The 14,656-nt window shown below is 63.3% G+C and carries 13 protein-coding genes; 6 read left to right on the top strand and 7 right to left on the bottom strand.

Translation table 11 applies throughout. The features are described 5' to 3' along the window. From KDH09_15545 to KDH09_15535, 3 genes are all read left to right on the top strand, one after another. Positions 1-1,019 (top strand): hypothetical protein (locus KDH09_15545; protein MCB0221111.1); only part of this gene is annotated, 1,019 nt, incomplete at its 5' end. 69 nt (positions 1,020-1,088) lie between these two features. Continuing rightward, positions 1,089-1,670 carry a zinc ribbon domain-containing protein gene (locus KDH09_15540; GenBank protein ID MCB0221110.1) on the top strand — a complete coding sequence of 194 codons (582 nt, stop codon included), beginning with the start codon at positions 1,089-1,091 and terminating at the stop codon, positions 1,668-1,670. Between the two features lie 31 nt (positions 1,671-1,701). Continuing rightward, positions 1,702-4,575: a HAMP domain-containing protein gene (locus KDH09_15535; protein MCB0221109.1), complete on the top strand. Its 2,874-nt coding sequence runs from the start codon at positions 1,702-1,704 to the stop codon at positions 4,573-4,575. Here KDH09_15535 and KDH09_15530 read toward each other — a convergent pair. Both KDH09_15530 and KDH09_15525 read right to left on the bottom strand, forming a co-directional pair. Then, positions 4,572-5,057 carry a hypothetical protein gene (locus tag KDH09_15530; GenBank protein ID MCB0221108.1) on the bottom strand — a complete coding sequence of 162 codons (486 nt, stop codon included), beginning with the start codon at positions 5,055-5,057 and terminating at the stop codon, positions 4,572-4,574. The genes KDH09_15535 and KDH09_15530 overlap by 4 nt on opposite strands. A 156-nt stretch (positions 5,058-5,213) precedes the next feature. Then, positions 5,214-6,680, bottom strand: a complete 1,467-nt coding sequence (locus KDH09_15525; GenBank protein ID MCB0221107.1) for a MerR family transcriptional regulator — start codon at positions 6,678-6,680, stop codon at positions 5,214-5,216. A gap of 325 nt (positions 6,681-7,005) precedes the next feature. Here KDH09_15525 and KDH09_15520 point away from each other — a divergent pair, with 325 nt between their 5' ends. The 3 genes from KDH09_15520 (at position 7,006) to KDH09_15510 (ending at position 9,000) form a co-directional block, all read left to right on the top strand. Further along, positions 7,006-8,148, top strand: coding sequence for a DUF445 family protein (locus KDH09_15520; GenBank protein MCB0221106.1), 1,143 nt, complete (start codon positions 7,006-7,008; stop codon positions 8,146-8,148). Position 8,149: 1 nt separating this feature from the next. After that, complete coding sequence (locus KDH09_15515) at positions 8,150-8,401, top strand: hypothetical protein (protein MCB0221105.1); 252 nt, start codon at positions 8,150-8,152, stop codon at positions 8,399-8,401. Between the two features lie 89 nt (positions 8,402-8,490). Beyond that, positions 8,491-9,000 carry a hypothetical protein gene (locus KDH09_15510; protein MCB0221104.1) on the top strand — a complete coding sequence of 170 codons (510 nt, stop codon included), beginning with the start codon at positions 8,491-8,493 and terminating at the stop codon, positions 8,998-9,000. Between the two features lie 92 nt (positions 9,001-9,092). On the opposite strand, the gene KDH09_15505 is transcribed toward KDH09_15510, so the two are convergent. From KDH09_15505 to KDH09_15485, 5 genes are all read right to left on the bottom strand, one after another. Next, positions 9,093-9,353: a CDGSH iron-sulfur domain-containing protein gene (locus KDH09_15505; GenBank protein MCB0221103.1), complete on the bottom strand. Its 261-nt coding sequence runs from the start codon at positions 9,351-9,353 to the stop codon at positions 9,093-9,095. Then, positions 9,353-10,771, bottom strand: a complete 1,419-nt coding sequence (locus KDH09_15500) for a YchF/TatD family DNA exonuclease (protein MCB0221102.1) — start codon at positions 10,769-10,771, stop codon at positions 9,353-9,355. Before KDH09_15500 ends, KDH09_15505 begins: the two co-directional genes overlap by 1 nt. Positions 10,772-10,794: 23 nt before the next feature. Next, a complete protein-coding gene (gene metG, locus KDH09_15495) occupies positions 10,795-12,750 on the bottom strand; it encodes a methionine--tRNA ligase (GenBank protein ID MCB0221101.1) in 1,956 nt (651 codons plus the stop codon). A gap of 105 nt (positions 12,751-12,855) precedes the next feature. After that, positions 12,856-14,256, bottom strand: coding sequence for a hypothetical protein (locus tag KDH09_15490; GenBank protein MCB0221100.1), 1,401 nt, complete (start codon positions 14,254-14,256; stop codon positions 12,856-12,858). Positions 14,257-14,305: 49 nt separating this feature from the next. After that, a partial coding sequence (locus KDH09_15485; protein MCB0221099.1) for a hypothetical protein occupies positions 14,306-14,656 on the bottom strand: 351 nt, incomplete at its 5' end.

Raw genomic sequence — 14,656 nt, 5'->3', positions numbered from 1 at the left:
TGGTCTTTTCAGCCCTCTTTCTCTCGGCACTCACCACCCTGAGCGTGGCCGGCGGCCCCGCGTGGGCCGAAACCCGCTCCTTCGACAAGAACGGGGACGGAAAGCCCGACAAGTGGGCAGATTTTCCGGGCACCGAGCTTCCCTCCGAAATCCGTTATGACCGCAACTACGACGGAGTTGTCGATGAGTGGGAACTTCTCACCAACGGCCGGATGAGCGAGCTGCGCGAGGACCGGAACTTCGACGGCAAGCCCGACCGCATTGTCTCCTACAAGGGCGGCAAACCCTGGTTCAAGAAAGTCGACGAAGACTACGACGGTCACTTCGACCGGCTCATTTTCTACGACGGAAGCGAAGATGTGCGCACCGCCTCCCCGGAACTGGTGCGCCTGCTGGCCGAGGAATCGGGCAACGCGCCGGCCCGAAAGAAGGTTGCCGCGCCCCGGCGCATCGCGAGCACCCGCGCGCACCAGAACCAGCACCGCTCCCGGGAGCCGGCCCTGCGCGCCCCCGACTATCAGGACTTCTTCCAGCTCGACGACCCCGACATCAAGCTGCCGCGCCTTGGCGGGGCCGATCCGGCCGTCGACTGGCGCATCGAGCATGATCGCTCCGAGTTCCGCTCCCTGGTCCCCAGCCGCAACTTCGAGCTGCTGCACGAGCCCTCGGGCGGGACCTTCTGGGTCGAGCGCACCCCCCGCGCGGAGATGGGCATTCCGGTGGCCGAGATCCTCGCCGAACGGATGGAAGCGCTCTCGGGCGCGGTGCGCCGCCGGGGCATGGCCGCCCAGCGCGCAGAGGAGAAGGTGCGCACCCCGTTCGGACGGGGGCTCAAGCGCGTTTTCCACGTCAGCGAGGGCGGGCACTCCCAGCAGGTCACGCTCTACGTGCTGGTCGGAAGCGGTGATATCGTCTACGTTCGCACCAGTTGTCCCGTGAATGGTTGCGGCGAGTTTTCGCGGCTGAGTGATGCGATGGTCTTCGGTCTGAATGTCGCGGCAATCGCGCCGGCTCCCTGAGTCTGGAACCGGCCGAATGCCACCGGGTTCCGGGACAGCATTTTCAGAATCAGGCAGTGAGGCAATCGCGTGAGTTCCGACCCGCACAAAGCCGGACCCAACGCCCCGGGCGCAGCTCCCGGACAGAGTGCGAAGCAACCGGCGGCAAGCAAGGCGCCGGCCGCGCCCGCGACGCTGGATCTGGAGTGGGAAGCGCCGGAGGTGCCCGACACCCTGCCGCCGCCCGTCCCCTCCCCCGTGGGCACGCCGCAAGCCGCGGCACTGGATGATCTCGAAGAGGTCGATCTCGACCTCGAAGAAGTCGGTGAAGAAGAGCTCGAGCTCGTCGACCTTGACGACTCGATCGAGGCCGCGCCGGTCGATCCGCAGGTCGTCCCGGTTCCGAAACCCGACGCGCCGGCAGCCGCGGGCAAGGGAGTGACCTGCAACCATTGCGGTCACGTCCATGCGACCGATGAGAAGTTTTGCGACGCCTGCGGGTTGCGCATTGACAAGATCGGCACGTTCGCGGTTGAGGAAGACGAGGAGCCGCTTGAGATCGACGAAGACGGCGACAAGCTGCTGTGCCGCGAATGCGGCGTTCGCAACAGGCCGGGGCTGAAGCTCTGCATCAATTGTGGCGGCCGGCTGATTCCGGACGAAATTATCTAGCGCGCCCGCGCGCGCCAAAGAGGGGCTGGGGTTGAAGGCTCTCATCAAGCGAATCTGGAAGATCTTCGACACGCTGCCGTTGCGTCTCAAGTCGATGTGGGTGACTTCCCACACGGCTTCGACCGCCATCATCGTGCTGGCCGCGCTGCTCGCAGCGACGGTCGGCCCGCGCGAGCTGGGATTCTGGGGTCGCGGCTTCTGGCTGACGGAGCGGCTCTACAATTCAGGCTTTATCCTGATGATCCTCGTCTTGCTGGTCATCACCATGGGCCTGCAATTCTGGCTGACGCTTAAGTCGACCACTGTGCTCACGCACGCGATCGATCTTGAACGCGACGGCGAGGTCCCCGACTCCGCGACAATCCATAAGGCACTCGATGAACTCGTTGCCTTTCCGCTCAAGAGCGCGGGAATGTCCCTGGCCCTGTGGTGGGTCACGGCCGTGCTCTGGTACATCGGGCTGAGCATCGCCGCCGCCCTGCCCGACCACGTGAACCTGTTCATCTCAGCGGGTATTTTCTGTGAGGGCGCCCTGGCAGCGCCCTATCAATACCACCTGTTCAAACTGCAGATCGAGCGCGACTACTTCCGGCTCTACGACTATCTCGAAGAGCCCTACTTCCCCACCCGCTTTCGATTTGCAACCCTACAGACGAAGCTCAGCGTTTCAATTTCCTTTGTCGTGGTGTTTTCGCTGCTGGTCCTCTTCGCCTCCAACACGCTACTGGCGTGGGAGGGGCTCAAGCGCCAGACCAGCGAGGTGGGCGAACAGCTTCTCAACTCCACCGCGCTGGGCATCGGCAGCATCCGCCGCGAATTCGAAATTGAGCAGCGCCTCTCGCAGGAACGCCAGCAGCAGCGCGAGTTCGAGATGCAGTACGACGACTACCTGGCCGGCTCGGACGCATGGGGCGCGACGCCCCAGCCTGCTGCCGAGGCGCCCATGGAGATCGTGCCCCTCAAGGAACGCGTCTCCGAACACCTCGGTGAGGTTGAAGATCGCGTGGGCCAGTCCTACTACCTCTTCTCCTCCGACGGCACGGTCAACTACGGCTCAACACAGAACGCGCCGGAGGGGATTCTCCAGCGTTCGATCGACGCCATCGCGGCGGCGTCCGATCAGGGTTTCCTTCAGGTGGAGTCGCCAGAAACCCAGGACATCTTCCTGGCCACGGCCATTGCGTGGCCCGACGGGTCGACCTGGTATCTGGGCACCTTCTACCGGGGCGCGGACGTTCGGCAGAGCCTGTGGGACATCATCTGGGTATCGGGCGTTTTGATCGCCTTCATGTTCCTGGTCTGTCTGCTCACCGCGTTCCTGATCGCGCGTGATTCTTCCCACTCGCTCAATCAGATGGCGAAGGTCGCCTCACGCGTGAGCGGCGGCGATCTCTCCAACACCATGACGCGCATCGTTTCCGAGGACGAAATCGGCTTTCTGGCCAACTCGCTCACGGTCATGTTCAACAGCTTCCGCCAGACGGTGCAGGCAATTGACAGCTCCGCCCAGAGCGTGGAGATCGCCACGGGCGAGATGGCGGAGATCTCCGGCCAGGTTTCGGAGGGCGCGGAAACGCAGGTCGGCCACTCCAAGGACGCAACCGAAAACGTCAACGTCCTCTCGGCCTCGATCAAGTCCATCGAAGAGAACATCGAGGTCCTCACCTCCTCGGCTGACGAGAGTTCGACCAACATCTTTGAGATGGGGACCACCATCGACGAAGTCGCCACCAGCGTCTCGCAGCTCTTCGATTCGGTCGATGACTCCACCAGCGTGGTGACCGAGATGGTCGCCTCCATCCGTCAGGTGGCAAGCAGCGTCGAGAGCGTGAGCGAGATCGCCGCCGACACCGCGCAGGCGATGGAGGCCATGACCGACGCGATCCGCCTCGTGGAAAAGGACGCCGCCGACACGCGCGAGATCTCCGATCGCGCGGCCAACGGCGCGCAGGCCGGCGCCCTGGCCGTGCAACAGACCATCGAAGGCATTCAGGAAATCCGCGCATCGGTTTCCGAGGCCAACGGGGTCATCGAAAAGCTCAATGTCTCGAGCGAGTCGATCGGCAACATCCTCAACTACATCAGCGACGTGGCCGACCAGACCAACCTGCTCTCCCTCAACGCGGGCATCATTGCCGCGCAGGCTGGCGAGCACGGCAAGGGCTTTGCCGTCATCGCCAAGGAAGTCTCCACCCTGGCCGAGCGGACCACCCGGTATACGCGCGAGATTGAGAAGCTCATTCAGGAAGTGCAGGTCAATGCCAAGGAAGCACTCGTCGCCATGGCCGGCGGCTCGGACGCGGTGGAGAAGGGCGTCGAGCTCTCCAGCCGTGCCGGCAGCGCGTTGCAGGAAATTCTCCAGTCCGCCGGCAAGGCTTCCGAGCGCGTGGCCAACATCGCCACGACCGCCTCGCGCCAGAGCGAGTCGGCCATCCGCGTCGCCCGCGCCATCGACGAGGTCAACCGGATGACCCAGCAGATCGAAAAGGCGACCCAGGAACAGAGCCGCGGATCCGAGCGCATCCTCCATGCCGGAGAGCGCATGCGCGACATCGCCGGCATGGTGAAGAAGACCACCTCGGAACAGGCCCACAATTCCAAGCAGATCACCAAGGCCATCGAAAACATCAACGACATGGTCCGCTACATCAACGACGCCCAGCGCAAGGAAGTCACCACCTGCGCCCGCGTGAGCGAGCTCGTCGATGACATCAACCGCGTCACGCTGCAGAACTTCGACCATGCCATGGACATGGACCGCGCGGTCGAAGTGCTCCGCCGCAACACGGGCACCCTCAAGGAACAGGTGGCCCAGTTCAAGCTCACCGGCAACGGCAAGAACGGCGGCCGTCCCAGGTCGACATTCCGGGACGTGACCCCCGACGACCACACCGACATGATCTAGTCGACTGGCTTTACGTTTTCGTTGATCTTCTTGCGAAGCGAGCGGATGTTGGCCAGCCCCTTGGCGGCCAGCACGCGCGCCACCTGCCAGCCCCCCATGCGCAGGATCCCGAAGTAACCGTGCGCCCACAGGCGCCCGAACCCGGCATGGATCGCGCCGCCCAGGTGATACTCCGGATCCTGTGAGAGACCCGTCCCGACTACCAGGGCACCGAACTCGCCGATGTCCTCACTCTCAAGCTCGTGCAGCGCGCGCACCATGCCCGTGGGCAGGCGCAGCGTGAAGTCCGGATCATGCGGCGCGCCGGGTTCCAGACGCGGTCCGAAGGAGTGACGCACAAAGGTATAAATCTCTTCGTGATCGCTGAAGAGGATGCGGACGCTGGCCTGCTGCTTGAGCGGTGAGGAAGCGCGCGCGCAGACCTCGCGCTGTTCGAGAAATTCTTTGAGCAAGAGATAGGTTGGATGCGGGTCGTTTGCCATGGCCACCGGCCGCGCCGGCTTTTCAGGCAAACCGGCGACTCATGCGTTTCACAATGCCCGGACCATAGAGCAACAGGGCGATCCAGTCGAGGAGCCTGTCCCCCACGCGGCGCAACAGTTCAATAAAATCGCTTACCGATTCCATGGCAGGGCAGTCTAGCGCAGGTCGCCCAGGTGGACGAAGGCCTTGGCGCCGAAATCGCTGGCCGGATCGAGTTCGATCACGCGCCGGTAATACTCGGCCGCTTTCTTGTCCTGCCCTTCAATGCGCGCGGCCTCGGCCAGGAAGTAGTTGATCGTGACTTCGAAGATTTCCAGTTCGCCCTCAAAACTCGGCTCGAATCGCTCGCGCGCCTTGCCGCGAAGCTGCTGCAAAAGGTGCTCGAGCGCCTTGCGCCCCTCCTCGGTGCGACCGAAGGGCTCGGGCAGCGTCAGGAAGATCTTGGCCTGCACAAAGCGCACGCACATGTCGTCGAAAGCACTCTGCGCGGGTTTTGCCATGGCCGACTCGATCATGTCGAGCCCCTTGGAGACCCACACCGTGCGTTCGATGAAGCCCTCGGCGCGGGCGGCAAAGAGCATGTAGAGCCCGCCGGCCAGCGCGAGGAAGAAGGGATCGCTCTCGCTCTTCTTGATGGCGCGCTCGCTCCACTTGACGGCCGGCTCGATGTCGCCGCGCATGACCTGCGCGTAGGCGGCTGCCAGCTTGAAGCGGTTCGAGCAGGTGCGCACATCGAGTGCGAGCAGCTCGTCGTGATGGCCGCCCAGAAACAGGGCCCAGCCCAGGCGGTCCATGAGTTTTTCGCAGCTTCCCTCGCGCGCCTTGGTACGCAGCTCGGCAATCTGCTCGTCGATGCGGTAACGCTTGCGAAAGGCTTCCGAGGGGATGTTGATGAAGGCGTCTTCGAGTTTTACCCGCGTTGTCTCTGCCGCGGAGATGAACTCGTTGACGGCTTCCTGGATGTAGCGCGCGCGCTGGAAGAGCAGGAAGTCCTCCATGAAGGACTGACGGTCTTTCATGGAGGCGACGAATTCCCGCGGTGTCTCGTTCTTGCGCAACATCCCGATGAGCGACTCGCTCTCAAGGGCGACGATCTCGCTGACACGCTGGGAGATCTGCTGCATCTGGTCGGTGGTGTAGCCCAGGCGCTCGCCGCGAAGGCAGAGCTGGGCCAGACGCGAATCGAGCGCGGAGGGCTCGGTCTTGCCCTCCGCCTTTGCCATGGAGACCAGGCCGCAACCCGCAAGTTTCTTCAGGTAGTCCTTGGGAAGGGCCACGTCGCGCGGGTCTTCACCGGCGCGGTCGGGACCGTATTTGCGAAGGGCCGAGGTCTTGCCGAAGAGGTCGGAGATGAAGGCCTTTTCAAGCTCGGCGACGTCGAATTTTTCTTCGAGAAAAAGATTCTTGATGACCGCGAGCGGGAGGTAGCGCTCTTCCTGGAGTTTCTTGATGAGGTCGATGAGACCGACGTAGCTCTCATCGTAATAGGCCAGACGAAGGCCTTTTTTCATGGGTGCGGGCAGCAGGCCCTCGCGGATGTAGTAGTGAATCGTCTCGCGCGGAATTCCCGTGCGCTCCTCGAGCTCACTGATCTTCATCATCTTTTTTTCGTCGGTGCCCACCATGATGCTCCAGTTACCCGCGAGAGTGGAGCATACCTACATACGCACCGGCGCTCCAAGACGCACCGCATCAATCGGGCTAATTCGTTTAAATTTCAAGCTTCTTGGCGCATTACGACTGTACAAGCAGCACAGGCGCGAATCCTGTTTCGCGAGAGGTGCGAAATTTGCGATGTAAAAACTGCCGATGGTTACTCCATAGACGTTGACCGCAAACTGGACTGGTTGGTAGGCTGGGCTCCGTAAAACGGGGTTTTCGGAAAGAGTCCAACTACGCGAAATCCCGTTCTTTTCAAGGCCCGCGCGATGGTAGAATAGAGGCAACATGAGCACGCCCACCGACAACACGGCCGCCGCGGCTCCCGAGGATCACGAACCCGCGGAGAGCAACGTGACCCCGCTACGCCCGCCCGCCGGGCAGGCCCCCCGGGAAGAGTCGCAAGCGGAAGAGGCGCCGGCCGAGTCAGCGACCGAGCCCGAGACGGCGGCCGAGACCCCCGAAGAAATGACCGCCGAGGTGGTGGCGGAACCCGACCAACAGCAACTCGACCAGCAGGAACCTGAAAAGACTGGCTGGCTCTCGGAGTCGCAGAAGGAATTCCTCCACGAGCACAAGGGCACGATCTCGCTCACCTTCGCGGCCATTGTCTTCAGCGTCTCGTTCATCGTTCCCGAGGGCCCGCGCTTCTGGGTCCGCGCCTTCGGCGAGGCCTCGCTGGTCGGCGCCCTCGTCGACTACATGGCCATCAAGATGCTCTTCGAGAAATACGCGATGCTGCCCGGCTCGGGCGTCATTCCGCGCAACCGCGAGCGCATCATCGACGGGCTTGCCCACTCGGTAGAGAACGAGTGGCTCACCCCCGAGAGCCTCAAGCAGCACTTCGCCAACCTTGATCTGGCGGGCCTGGTTCGCGCGGGCATCGACAAGATCAAGGACGACGACGAAATCCTCACCATGCTGCTCCACCAGGTCAGCGCCAATGGCCTGTCCTGGGTGGACAACCACCAGTTCCTCGGTTTTCTGGCCAAGAAGATCCGCACGAAGGTCGGGCGCCTGGGACACTTCGCCCACAACGTGGGCGTCGTCGACTTCGATGAAATTGCAGTGGACGTGGCCGAGAACATCGCCCACGAGATCAAGCGCCTTCCCGAAAACGAAGAACTCCACCAGCTCATTCGCGACGAGCTGGGCAAGATCGGCAACCAGACCGGCGAATCCATGACCGTGAGCGTGCGCATCGAGCGCATCAAGGGAACGATCATCGACTCGGTCTTCGGCCAGCTCGACGGAAAAATCGGCGACCTGGTGCGCGACAATCTCTCGAACTTCACCGACGAACAGATTCAGGAAATGTTCGAGAGCAAGACGCGCAAGCACCTGGAATGGATCCGCGTCAACGGCGCCCTCTATGGCGGCGTGTTCGGCGTGGTGCTGGCGGCGATCTCCCGCTACTTTGGATCACACTGATATGCTCGAAGAAACCGACATCCTTGAAGCGAGCCCCGGCGCGGAGGCCCCCGAAGCCCCCGGGAGCGAGGCAACGCCCTGCGAGCGCCCCCACTCGCCCATCTACGAGTGGCGAAAGCGCGCCAAACGCGCGCGCACCCTGCGCGGGGCGATCACCGTGGCCTCCGTCGTGATCGCCGTGGGCGGCGTCGTGGCCGGCATCATCGGCGGGGCTGTTGCCGCTGCGAGCAACGTCCGAAAAAAGAAGAAATGAACCCGTTTTAATCGCGTGCGCCTGTAACCCCGGCGCGCCCGGGCCGTCCTTACTCCCAACACCGATCGACTGATCGAAGGAGTAAGAACATGTCCCCCTCCCCCATTCGCACGTTTTTGCTGGCACTGGTCCTGATTCTTGCCACCGGCACCGCCGCGCTGGCCAGGGGTTCGGGCCGCGAACAAAGCAGGCGCGGCCCGCCCGAACAGGGCGAGCGCGCCGACCGCATGATCGAGCGTCTCTCCGACAAGCTCGACCTCACGGAGGCGCAGCAGTCGGTGCTGCGCGAAGAGATGGAAAAAGTGGGCCCGCTCATGGGCCAGAGCATGGACCTGCGGCATGAGCTGCGCGGCGTCCTGCTCTTCGAAGGCGAGACCGAGCGCGCCCGCGAAATCCGAAGTGAAATCCAGGGACTCGACGACCAGATCTACAGCGCCCAGGTCGGCTTCGGCGAGAAACTGCGCAGCACCCTGAGTGCCCAGCAGTTCGAGGAATTCAAACAGCTCCACGCGCAACGCGAAGAACGCCGCGACGAGCGACGTGAAGATCGACGCGAACGACGCAGCGAGCGCCAGCACGACCGATCCGACGACGACTAACAGCTCCCTCCTCCCCCAAAAAAGAAGCGGCGCGTCTCCCCTCGGGGCGCGCCGCTTCGCTTTGTGACGGAAAAGTCAGAGCGCCGCGGCGCCTACCAGCTCGTCCCCTTGCTCTTGCGGCCAAAGGGGCTGCCGGCGCTCATGTCGTGGGATCCGTCGCAGAAAGGTTTGTTGTCGCTGTAGCCGCACTGGCAGAGCAGGTAGGTCTTTCCCTCTTCGACCGGAAACTTGATGGGCACCTTGCCGGTGCCGCGGTGGCGGCCGTCGCAAAAGGGCATGGTGCGCGAGCGCCCGCAGGCGCAGACCGCCATTTTTCCCGTGTAGGTTGCTACGTATTCTTTCGGCTCTGCCATCAGCCCACTCCCTCTTCGTAATCGCGCCCCCGGAACAGGACGCCCAGCTCATCCTCGGCCACGGCCCGCGAGGCCTCGACGTCGACGCCGGGCATGGTGACGACCGAGGCCTGCACCCACTCCATGTGCTTCTTGCACTCGAGAATGAACGCCTTGACCGCCTCGTAGCCGTCTTCCTTGTGCGGGGTGCGGGTAACGCGGTTGTAGGTCTCGCGGTCGGGGCCGTTTAAAGAGACATTGACGTGCGTCACGCCCACCTCGGCCAGCTCGGGGACGATGTTGCGGCCGTGGTAGAGATTCCCGAGGCCATCGGTATCAAGGCGCAGGCGCTTCACTCCGTTCTCTTTGGCCCAGCGCGCGACTTTTTTGAGCATGTCGAGCGCAATGGTCGGCTCGCCAAAGCCGACGAACACGAGTTCGTCGAAGTCGCTCACCTTGCCACGCGCGGCAATGGCCTCGACGATCTTTTCGAAACCCGGTTCCTGCCCCAGGCGCAGGTAGTGGCCTTTCACCTGCCAGTCGTCGAACTTCGGACAGAACACGCAGGGATTCGAGCACCGGTTCGTGATGTTCAGATACAGAGAGTTGCGGATCGGATAGGCGATCTGCGGTTCCTGATAAGGTCCGGCGTATTTTTCCAGTCCGAAGAGATCGATCGCATTCTGGGTCGTGATCCGTGCGACGTCTTCCAGGGTAAAGGGCGCCTTGATCTGGGCAATGGTCTCGGCGACCTTCGTCACGTAGGCGGGCTCGTTGCGTTTTCCCCGATAGGGAATCGGCGCCAGGAACGGGCAGTCGGTCTCGACGAGCAGCGCCTCGACCGGGAAGCGGCGCACCGCCTCGCGAAGATCGCCCGCGTTCTTGAACGTGATGATGCCGGGGATCGAGAGCTTGAAGCCCAGATCGAGGTATTTCTTTCCCCACTCGTAGTTCTCGGTAAAGCAGTGGATCACCCCGCCGACGTCGCGCGCGTTCTTGGCAACGAGCAGGTCGTAGAGATCCTCGTTGGAGCTGCGGTTGTGGATCGAAATGGGGAGCTTCACCTCCGCGGCCAGATCCAGGGCGCGGGCGAAGACCTCGCGCTGCTTCTCGCGCGGGGAATTGTCGTAGTAGTAGTCGAGGCCGATCTCGCCGACGCAGACCACGTTGCCGGGATTCTCATCAATCAGGGCACGAAGCTGCGTCCACTGGTCCTCGCCCGTGATCTCTTCGGCCTCGTGCGGGTGCACGCCCACGGCGGCATAGACATCGGGCTCAGCCTTTGCCAGCGCAACGGCATCGGCATTGCGTTCGAATCCGTAGCCCGAGCCGATGGCAATGAGCGCCTCGACGCCGGCCTCCTTGGCACGGCGGAGCACTTCATCGCGGTCGGCGTCAAAAGCCTCCCCCGCGACGTGGGTATGGGTATCGATCAGCATTCTCGTTTTCTTTGGCCGGGAGTCTACTTCACCCGCGCGCCGACCTTGGCGCCTTCGCCCGGGTCGACCAGCACAAGCTTGCCATCTGAGGTTTCCGCGGCAAGGACCATGCCCTGAGACTCCAGACCCATGAGCTTGGCGGGCTTGAGGTTGGCCACGATGACCACCTTGCGGCCGATGAGATCGTCGGGCTGGTAGGACTTGGCGATTCCGGCGACGATCTGGCGCTGCTCGTCGCCAAGATCCACTTCCAGGCGCAGCAGCTTGTTGGCCTTGGGAATGGCAAAGGCGGCATCGACGCGCGCCACGCGCAGCTCGACGCCCATGAAGTCTTCAAATGTAATCTGCGCAGGGCCCGCTTCCTTCGCCGCCGCTTTTTCCTCGGCACCGGCCGCGCTTACTTCGGAGAGGAAGGCATCGCGCACGGCCTCGACATCTTCCTTGCGGGCAAAGAGCGGCGCGCCCTTTTCGACCTGCGCGGGCACTTCGAACGTCGGGCCGTCCTTCAAATCCACCACGACCTGATCGATGGGTGTCTCGTTGCCGAGCTGCTTCCACAGCAATGCCATCTTCGTCGGCAGGAAGGGATAGAGCCCCAGGCAGATCGCCTGCAGGGAAAGCAGCGACTGCTCGAACACCCAGGCGAGTTCCTCGCCCTTGGTCTCGTCCTTGGCCAGCTTCCAGGGCGCCGACTGCTGGATGAAGTCGTTGGTGTTGCGCGCCAGCGAGAGGATTTCCTCGATCGCCACCGAGAAAGCCAGGCGCTTCATCTCCTTGGCGTAGATCGCAAAGGTCGTCTTCGGACCGACAAGATCGCGCTCGAGATCGGGAATTGGCTTCTTGGGCGCCTCGCGCAGGGCCCCGGCCTCGGGGAAATTGGCCAGCACCAGCGGGATCACGCGGTTGGCCAGGTTGCCCACCGTGTTGGCCAGCTCGCCGATGATGCGGCCGGTGAGCGCTTCGTGGGAAAAGTTTCCGTCGTCGCCGAAGGGCACTTCGCGCAACAGGAAGTAGCGCACTTCATCGACGCCGTATTTGTCCACAAGCCGGCCCGGGTCGACGACGTTGCGCAGGCTTTTGCTCATCTTCTGGCCTTCGACCGTCCACCAGCCGTGGGCGTAGACCTGCGAGGGCTGGCGGTGACCCGCGCCATGGAGCATCGTCGGCCAGTAGACGGTGTGAAAGCGCAGGATGTCCTTGCCAACCATGTGCAGGACTTCGGCATCCTCGCTCCAGAATTTCTTGTAGTCCGGGCCCTCGGGGTATCCCAGGCCCGTCATGTAGTTGAGCAGCGCATCGAACCACACGTAAACCACGTGCTCGGGATCGCCGGGCACGGGCACGCCCCATGCGAAAGTCGTGCGGGAGATGGAGAGATCCTTGAGCCCCTCGTCCACGAAGGAGAGGATCTCGTTGCGACGGCTCTCGGGCTGGATGAAATCTTCATTGCCGCGGATCTGTTCGGCCAGCCACTTGCCGTGCTCGCTCATCTTGAAGAAGTAGGACTTCTCCTTGAGCTTGGTGGCCGGTGTCTTGTGGACCGGGCAGTTGCCGTCTTCGAGTTCTTTTTCGGTGTAGTAGGCCTCGCAGCCGGTGCAGTAGAGGCCTTCGTACTCGCCCGGGTAGATCCCGCCCTTATCGGCCACGGCTTTCCAGAAGACCTGGACCGCGTCCTTGTGTACCTGGTCGGTGGTGCGCACGAAGCCGTCGTTGGAGATGCCCAGGCGCTCCCACATCTCTTTAAAGCGCACGACCACCTCGTCGGCGAGCTGCTGGGCGGTCTTGCCCCGCTCACCGGCGGCTTCCTCGATCTTCTTGCCGTGCTCGTCCGTGCCGGTGAGGAAAAAGACCTCGCGGCCCATCATGCGCTGGAAACGGGCAATGGCATCGCACGCAATGGTCGTATAGGCGTGCCCGATGTGGGGGACGTCGTTGACGTAGTAAATGGGGGTTGTAACCAGAAAGGGACGCGTATCCATGCGCGCCTAAGTATCCGATTTGAGCCGTGATTGCCAATTGACGGGGTTGGCAAGCCAAGTCCTTACCGGCGTCTCACAGGGGTTTGGCTTGCCAAACCCGCTCTCTCAGCCGCCGCTCCCGGAACCGCCTGCATCGCCGCCGCCACCGCCGCCGCTGCGACGTTTGCGGCCGCCACGGCGCCTGCGCGAGGACTTCTTGGCCCCCTCGCCGGAGCGCTCGGCCCCCTGCGCTTGCTGGCCTCCGCGGCTCTGGCCGCCCTGGGGCTGCTGCCCGCCCTGGCCGGAGGCCTGACGCTCACCGCCGCCGGGCTTATTGCGCGGACGGCGACGCTTCTTGCGCTGATCCTGCCCCTCACGCGGCTGCTCTCTGCGACGCGGCTCGCTTCGACGGGGCTCCCCGCCGGGTTCGGCACTCGCCGCCGCGGAGCTCTCTGACTCATCGCTGTCGCCGGGGAGCGTGTCGCGGAATGCGGCGCTCAGGTCCGACATCACCTGCTCGGTCTCGACGCGCCCGCGGATGGCGGCCACCTGGGGAAGCCGCGGATCGGGCGGCGCCTCCAGGCTCACATCGGGCGCCAGTTCCTCGGCCAGCGCGCGGTCCTCGGCGCTCATGAACGCGGTCTTGGCATTCGTGCTCGAATCGGGCTTGCACAGCAGCGCCAGGAAGGTCTCACGCTCAACGAGGTGGGTGTGCCCATTGGGGTCGAGAATGAGCAGTTTCTGCAGCATCGGGTTGACCGAGATCACCGTGTGGCGCTCGCCGGCCATCTCGAACTTGAAGCCGCGCTTGGGTAGGCGCTTGAGTTCCTGCTTGTAGACATCGTCTTCGTAACCCAGGCAGCACTTGAGGCGCCCGCACTGGCCGGTGAGTTTTTCATTGTCGAGCGCCAGATTCTGGTTTTTCGCCATCTTGATGGAGATGGGTTTGAATCCCTTGAGCCAGCTCGAACAGCACAGGTCGCGTCCGCACACCCCGACGCCGCCGGCCATGCCGGCCTGGTCGCGAATGCCCACCTGGCGCATCTCCACGCGGGTGTGCAGCATGGCGCCCATTTCGTAGACGAAGTCCTTGAACTCGATCTTGTCTTCGCTGCAGAAGAAGAAGGCGACCTTCGTGCCGTCGCTCGCCCACTCGGCGCCAATCAGCTTGAAGGGATAGCCGCGTTCCTGCACGACCCGAATGCCTTTCTCGAAGGCGTCGTCTTCACGTCGGGTGTTGTGGGCGGCCTGTTCGAGGTCCTGCTCGGTTGCCTTGCGAATGACCCTGGGCAGGCGCTCGCCCCGGTGAAGAAATGCACGCGAGGGTTTGATCACCTCGCCAAGGCGCACGCCGCGCTTGGTCTCGACCACCACGTGCGCGCCCTTGCGATAGTCCACCCCCTGCGCATCGCAGTCGACGAGCCGGTTGTTGGCATGAAACTGCACACCGACGATGCGGCGCGTGTCGGGCAACTTGAGCGGGGGAATGTCTTCCAGCAGGCTGGAGAGTTCTTCGTTGGCTTCCATGTCATTACCAGCCCTGCGTGTGCTTCGAAGGCGAAGCACACTGCTTGCGCTACACGGCCATGTGCCGGGCAAGATCGAGGGCGGCCATCTCCTTGTGTGCGTTGGCACTGAGTGCGCGGCGGAACCGGAGCACCGCATCCAGGCGGCTGGTCACATCCGGCAGCGCGACACGCTCGCGCCAACGTCGAAGTTCGGGGATCAGATCCTGGCTGGCCAGATCGGCCTCGGCGCGCCCGGCCAGCGTAGCGGCCAGGTCTCGCAGGAAGATCGTCATTCCCTCGAACGCAATTTCAAAACTCTCGGAGTCCTGCTTGAACAGATCGGCGACGTCGGAGGCCCACTTCAGGCGGGCTTCGTTGTCGGACCGCTCAAGTCCCTTGAGCAGGTTCCGAAGCGCCTG

The organism is Chrysiogenia bacterium, from assembly GCA_020434085.1.
Classification (GTDB): domain Bacteria; phylum JAGRBM01; class JAGRBM01; order JAGRBM01; family JAGRBM01; genus JAGRBM01.
The sequence above is the reverse complement of the archived record's forward strand: the minus strand, read 5'-3'. Positions and strand labels throughout refer to the sequence as shown.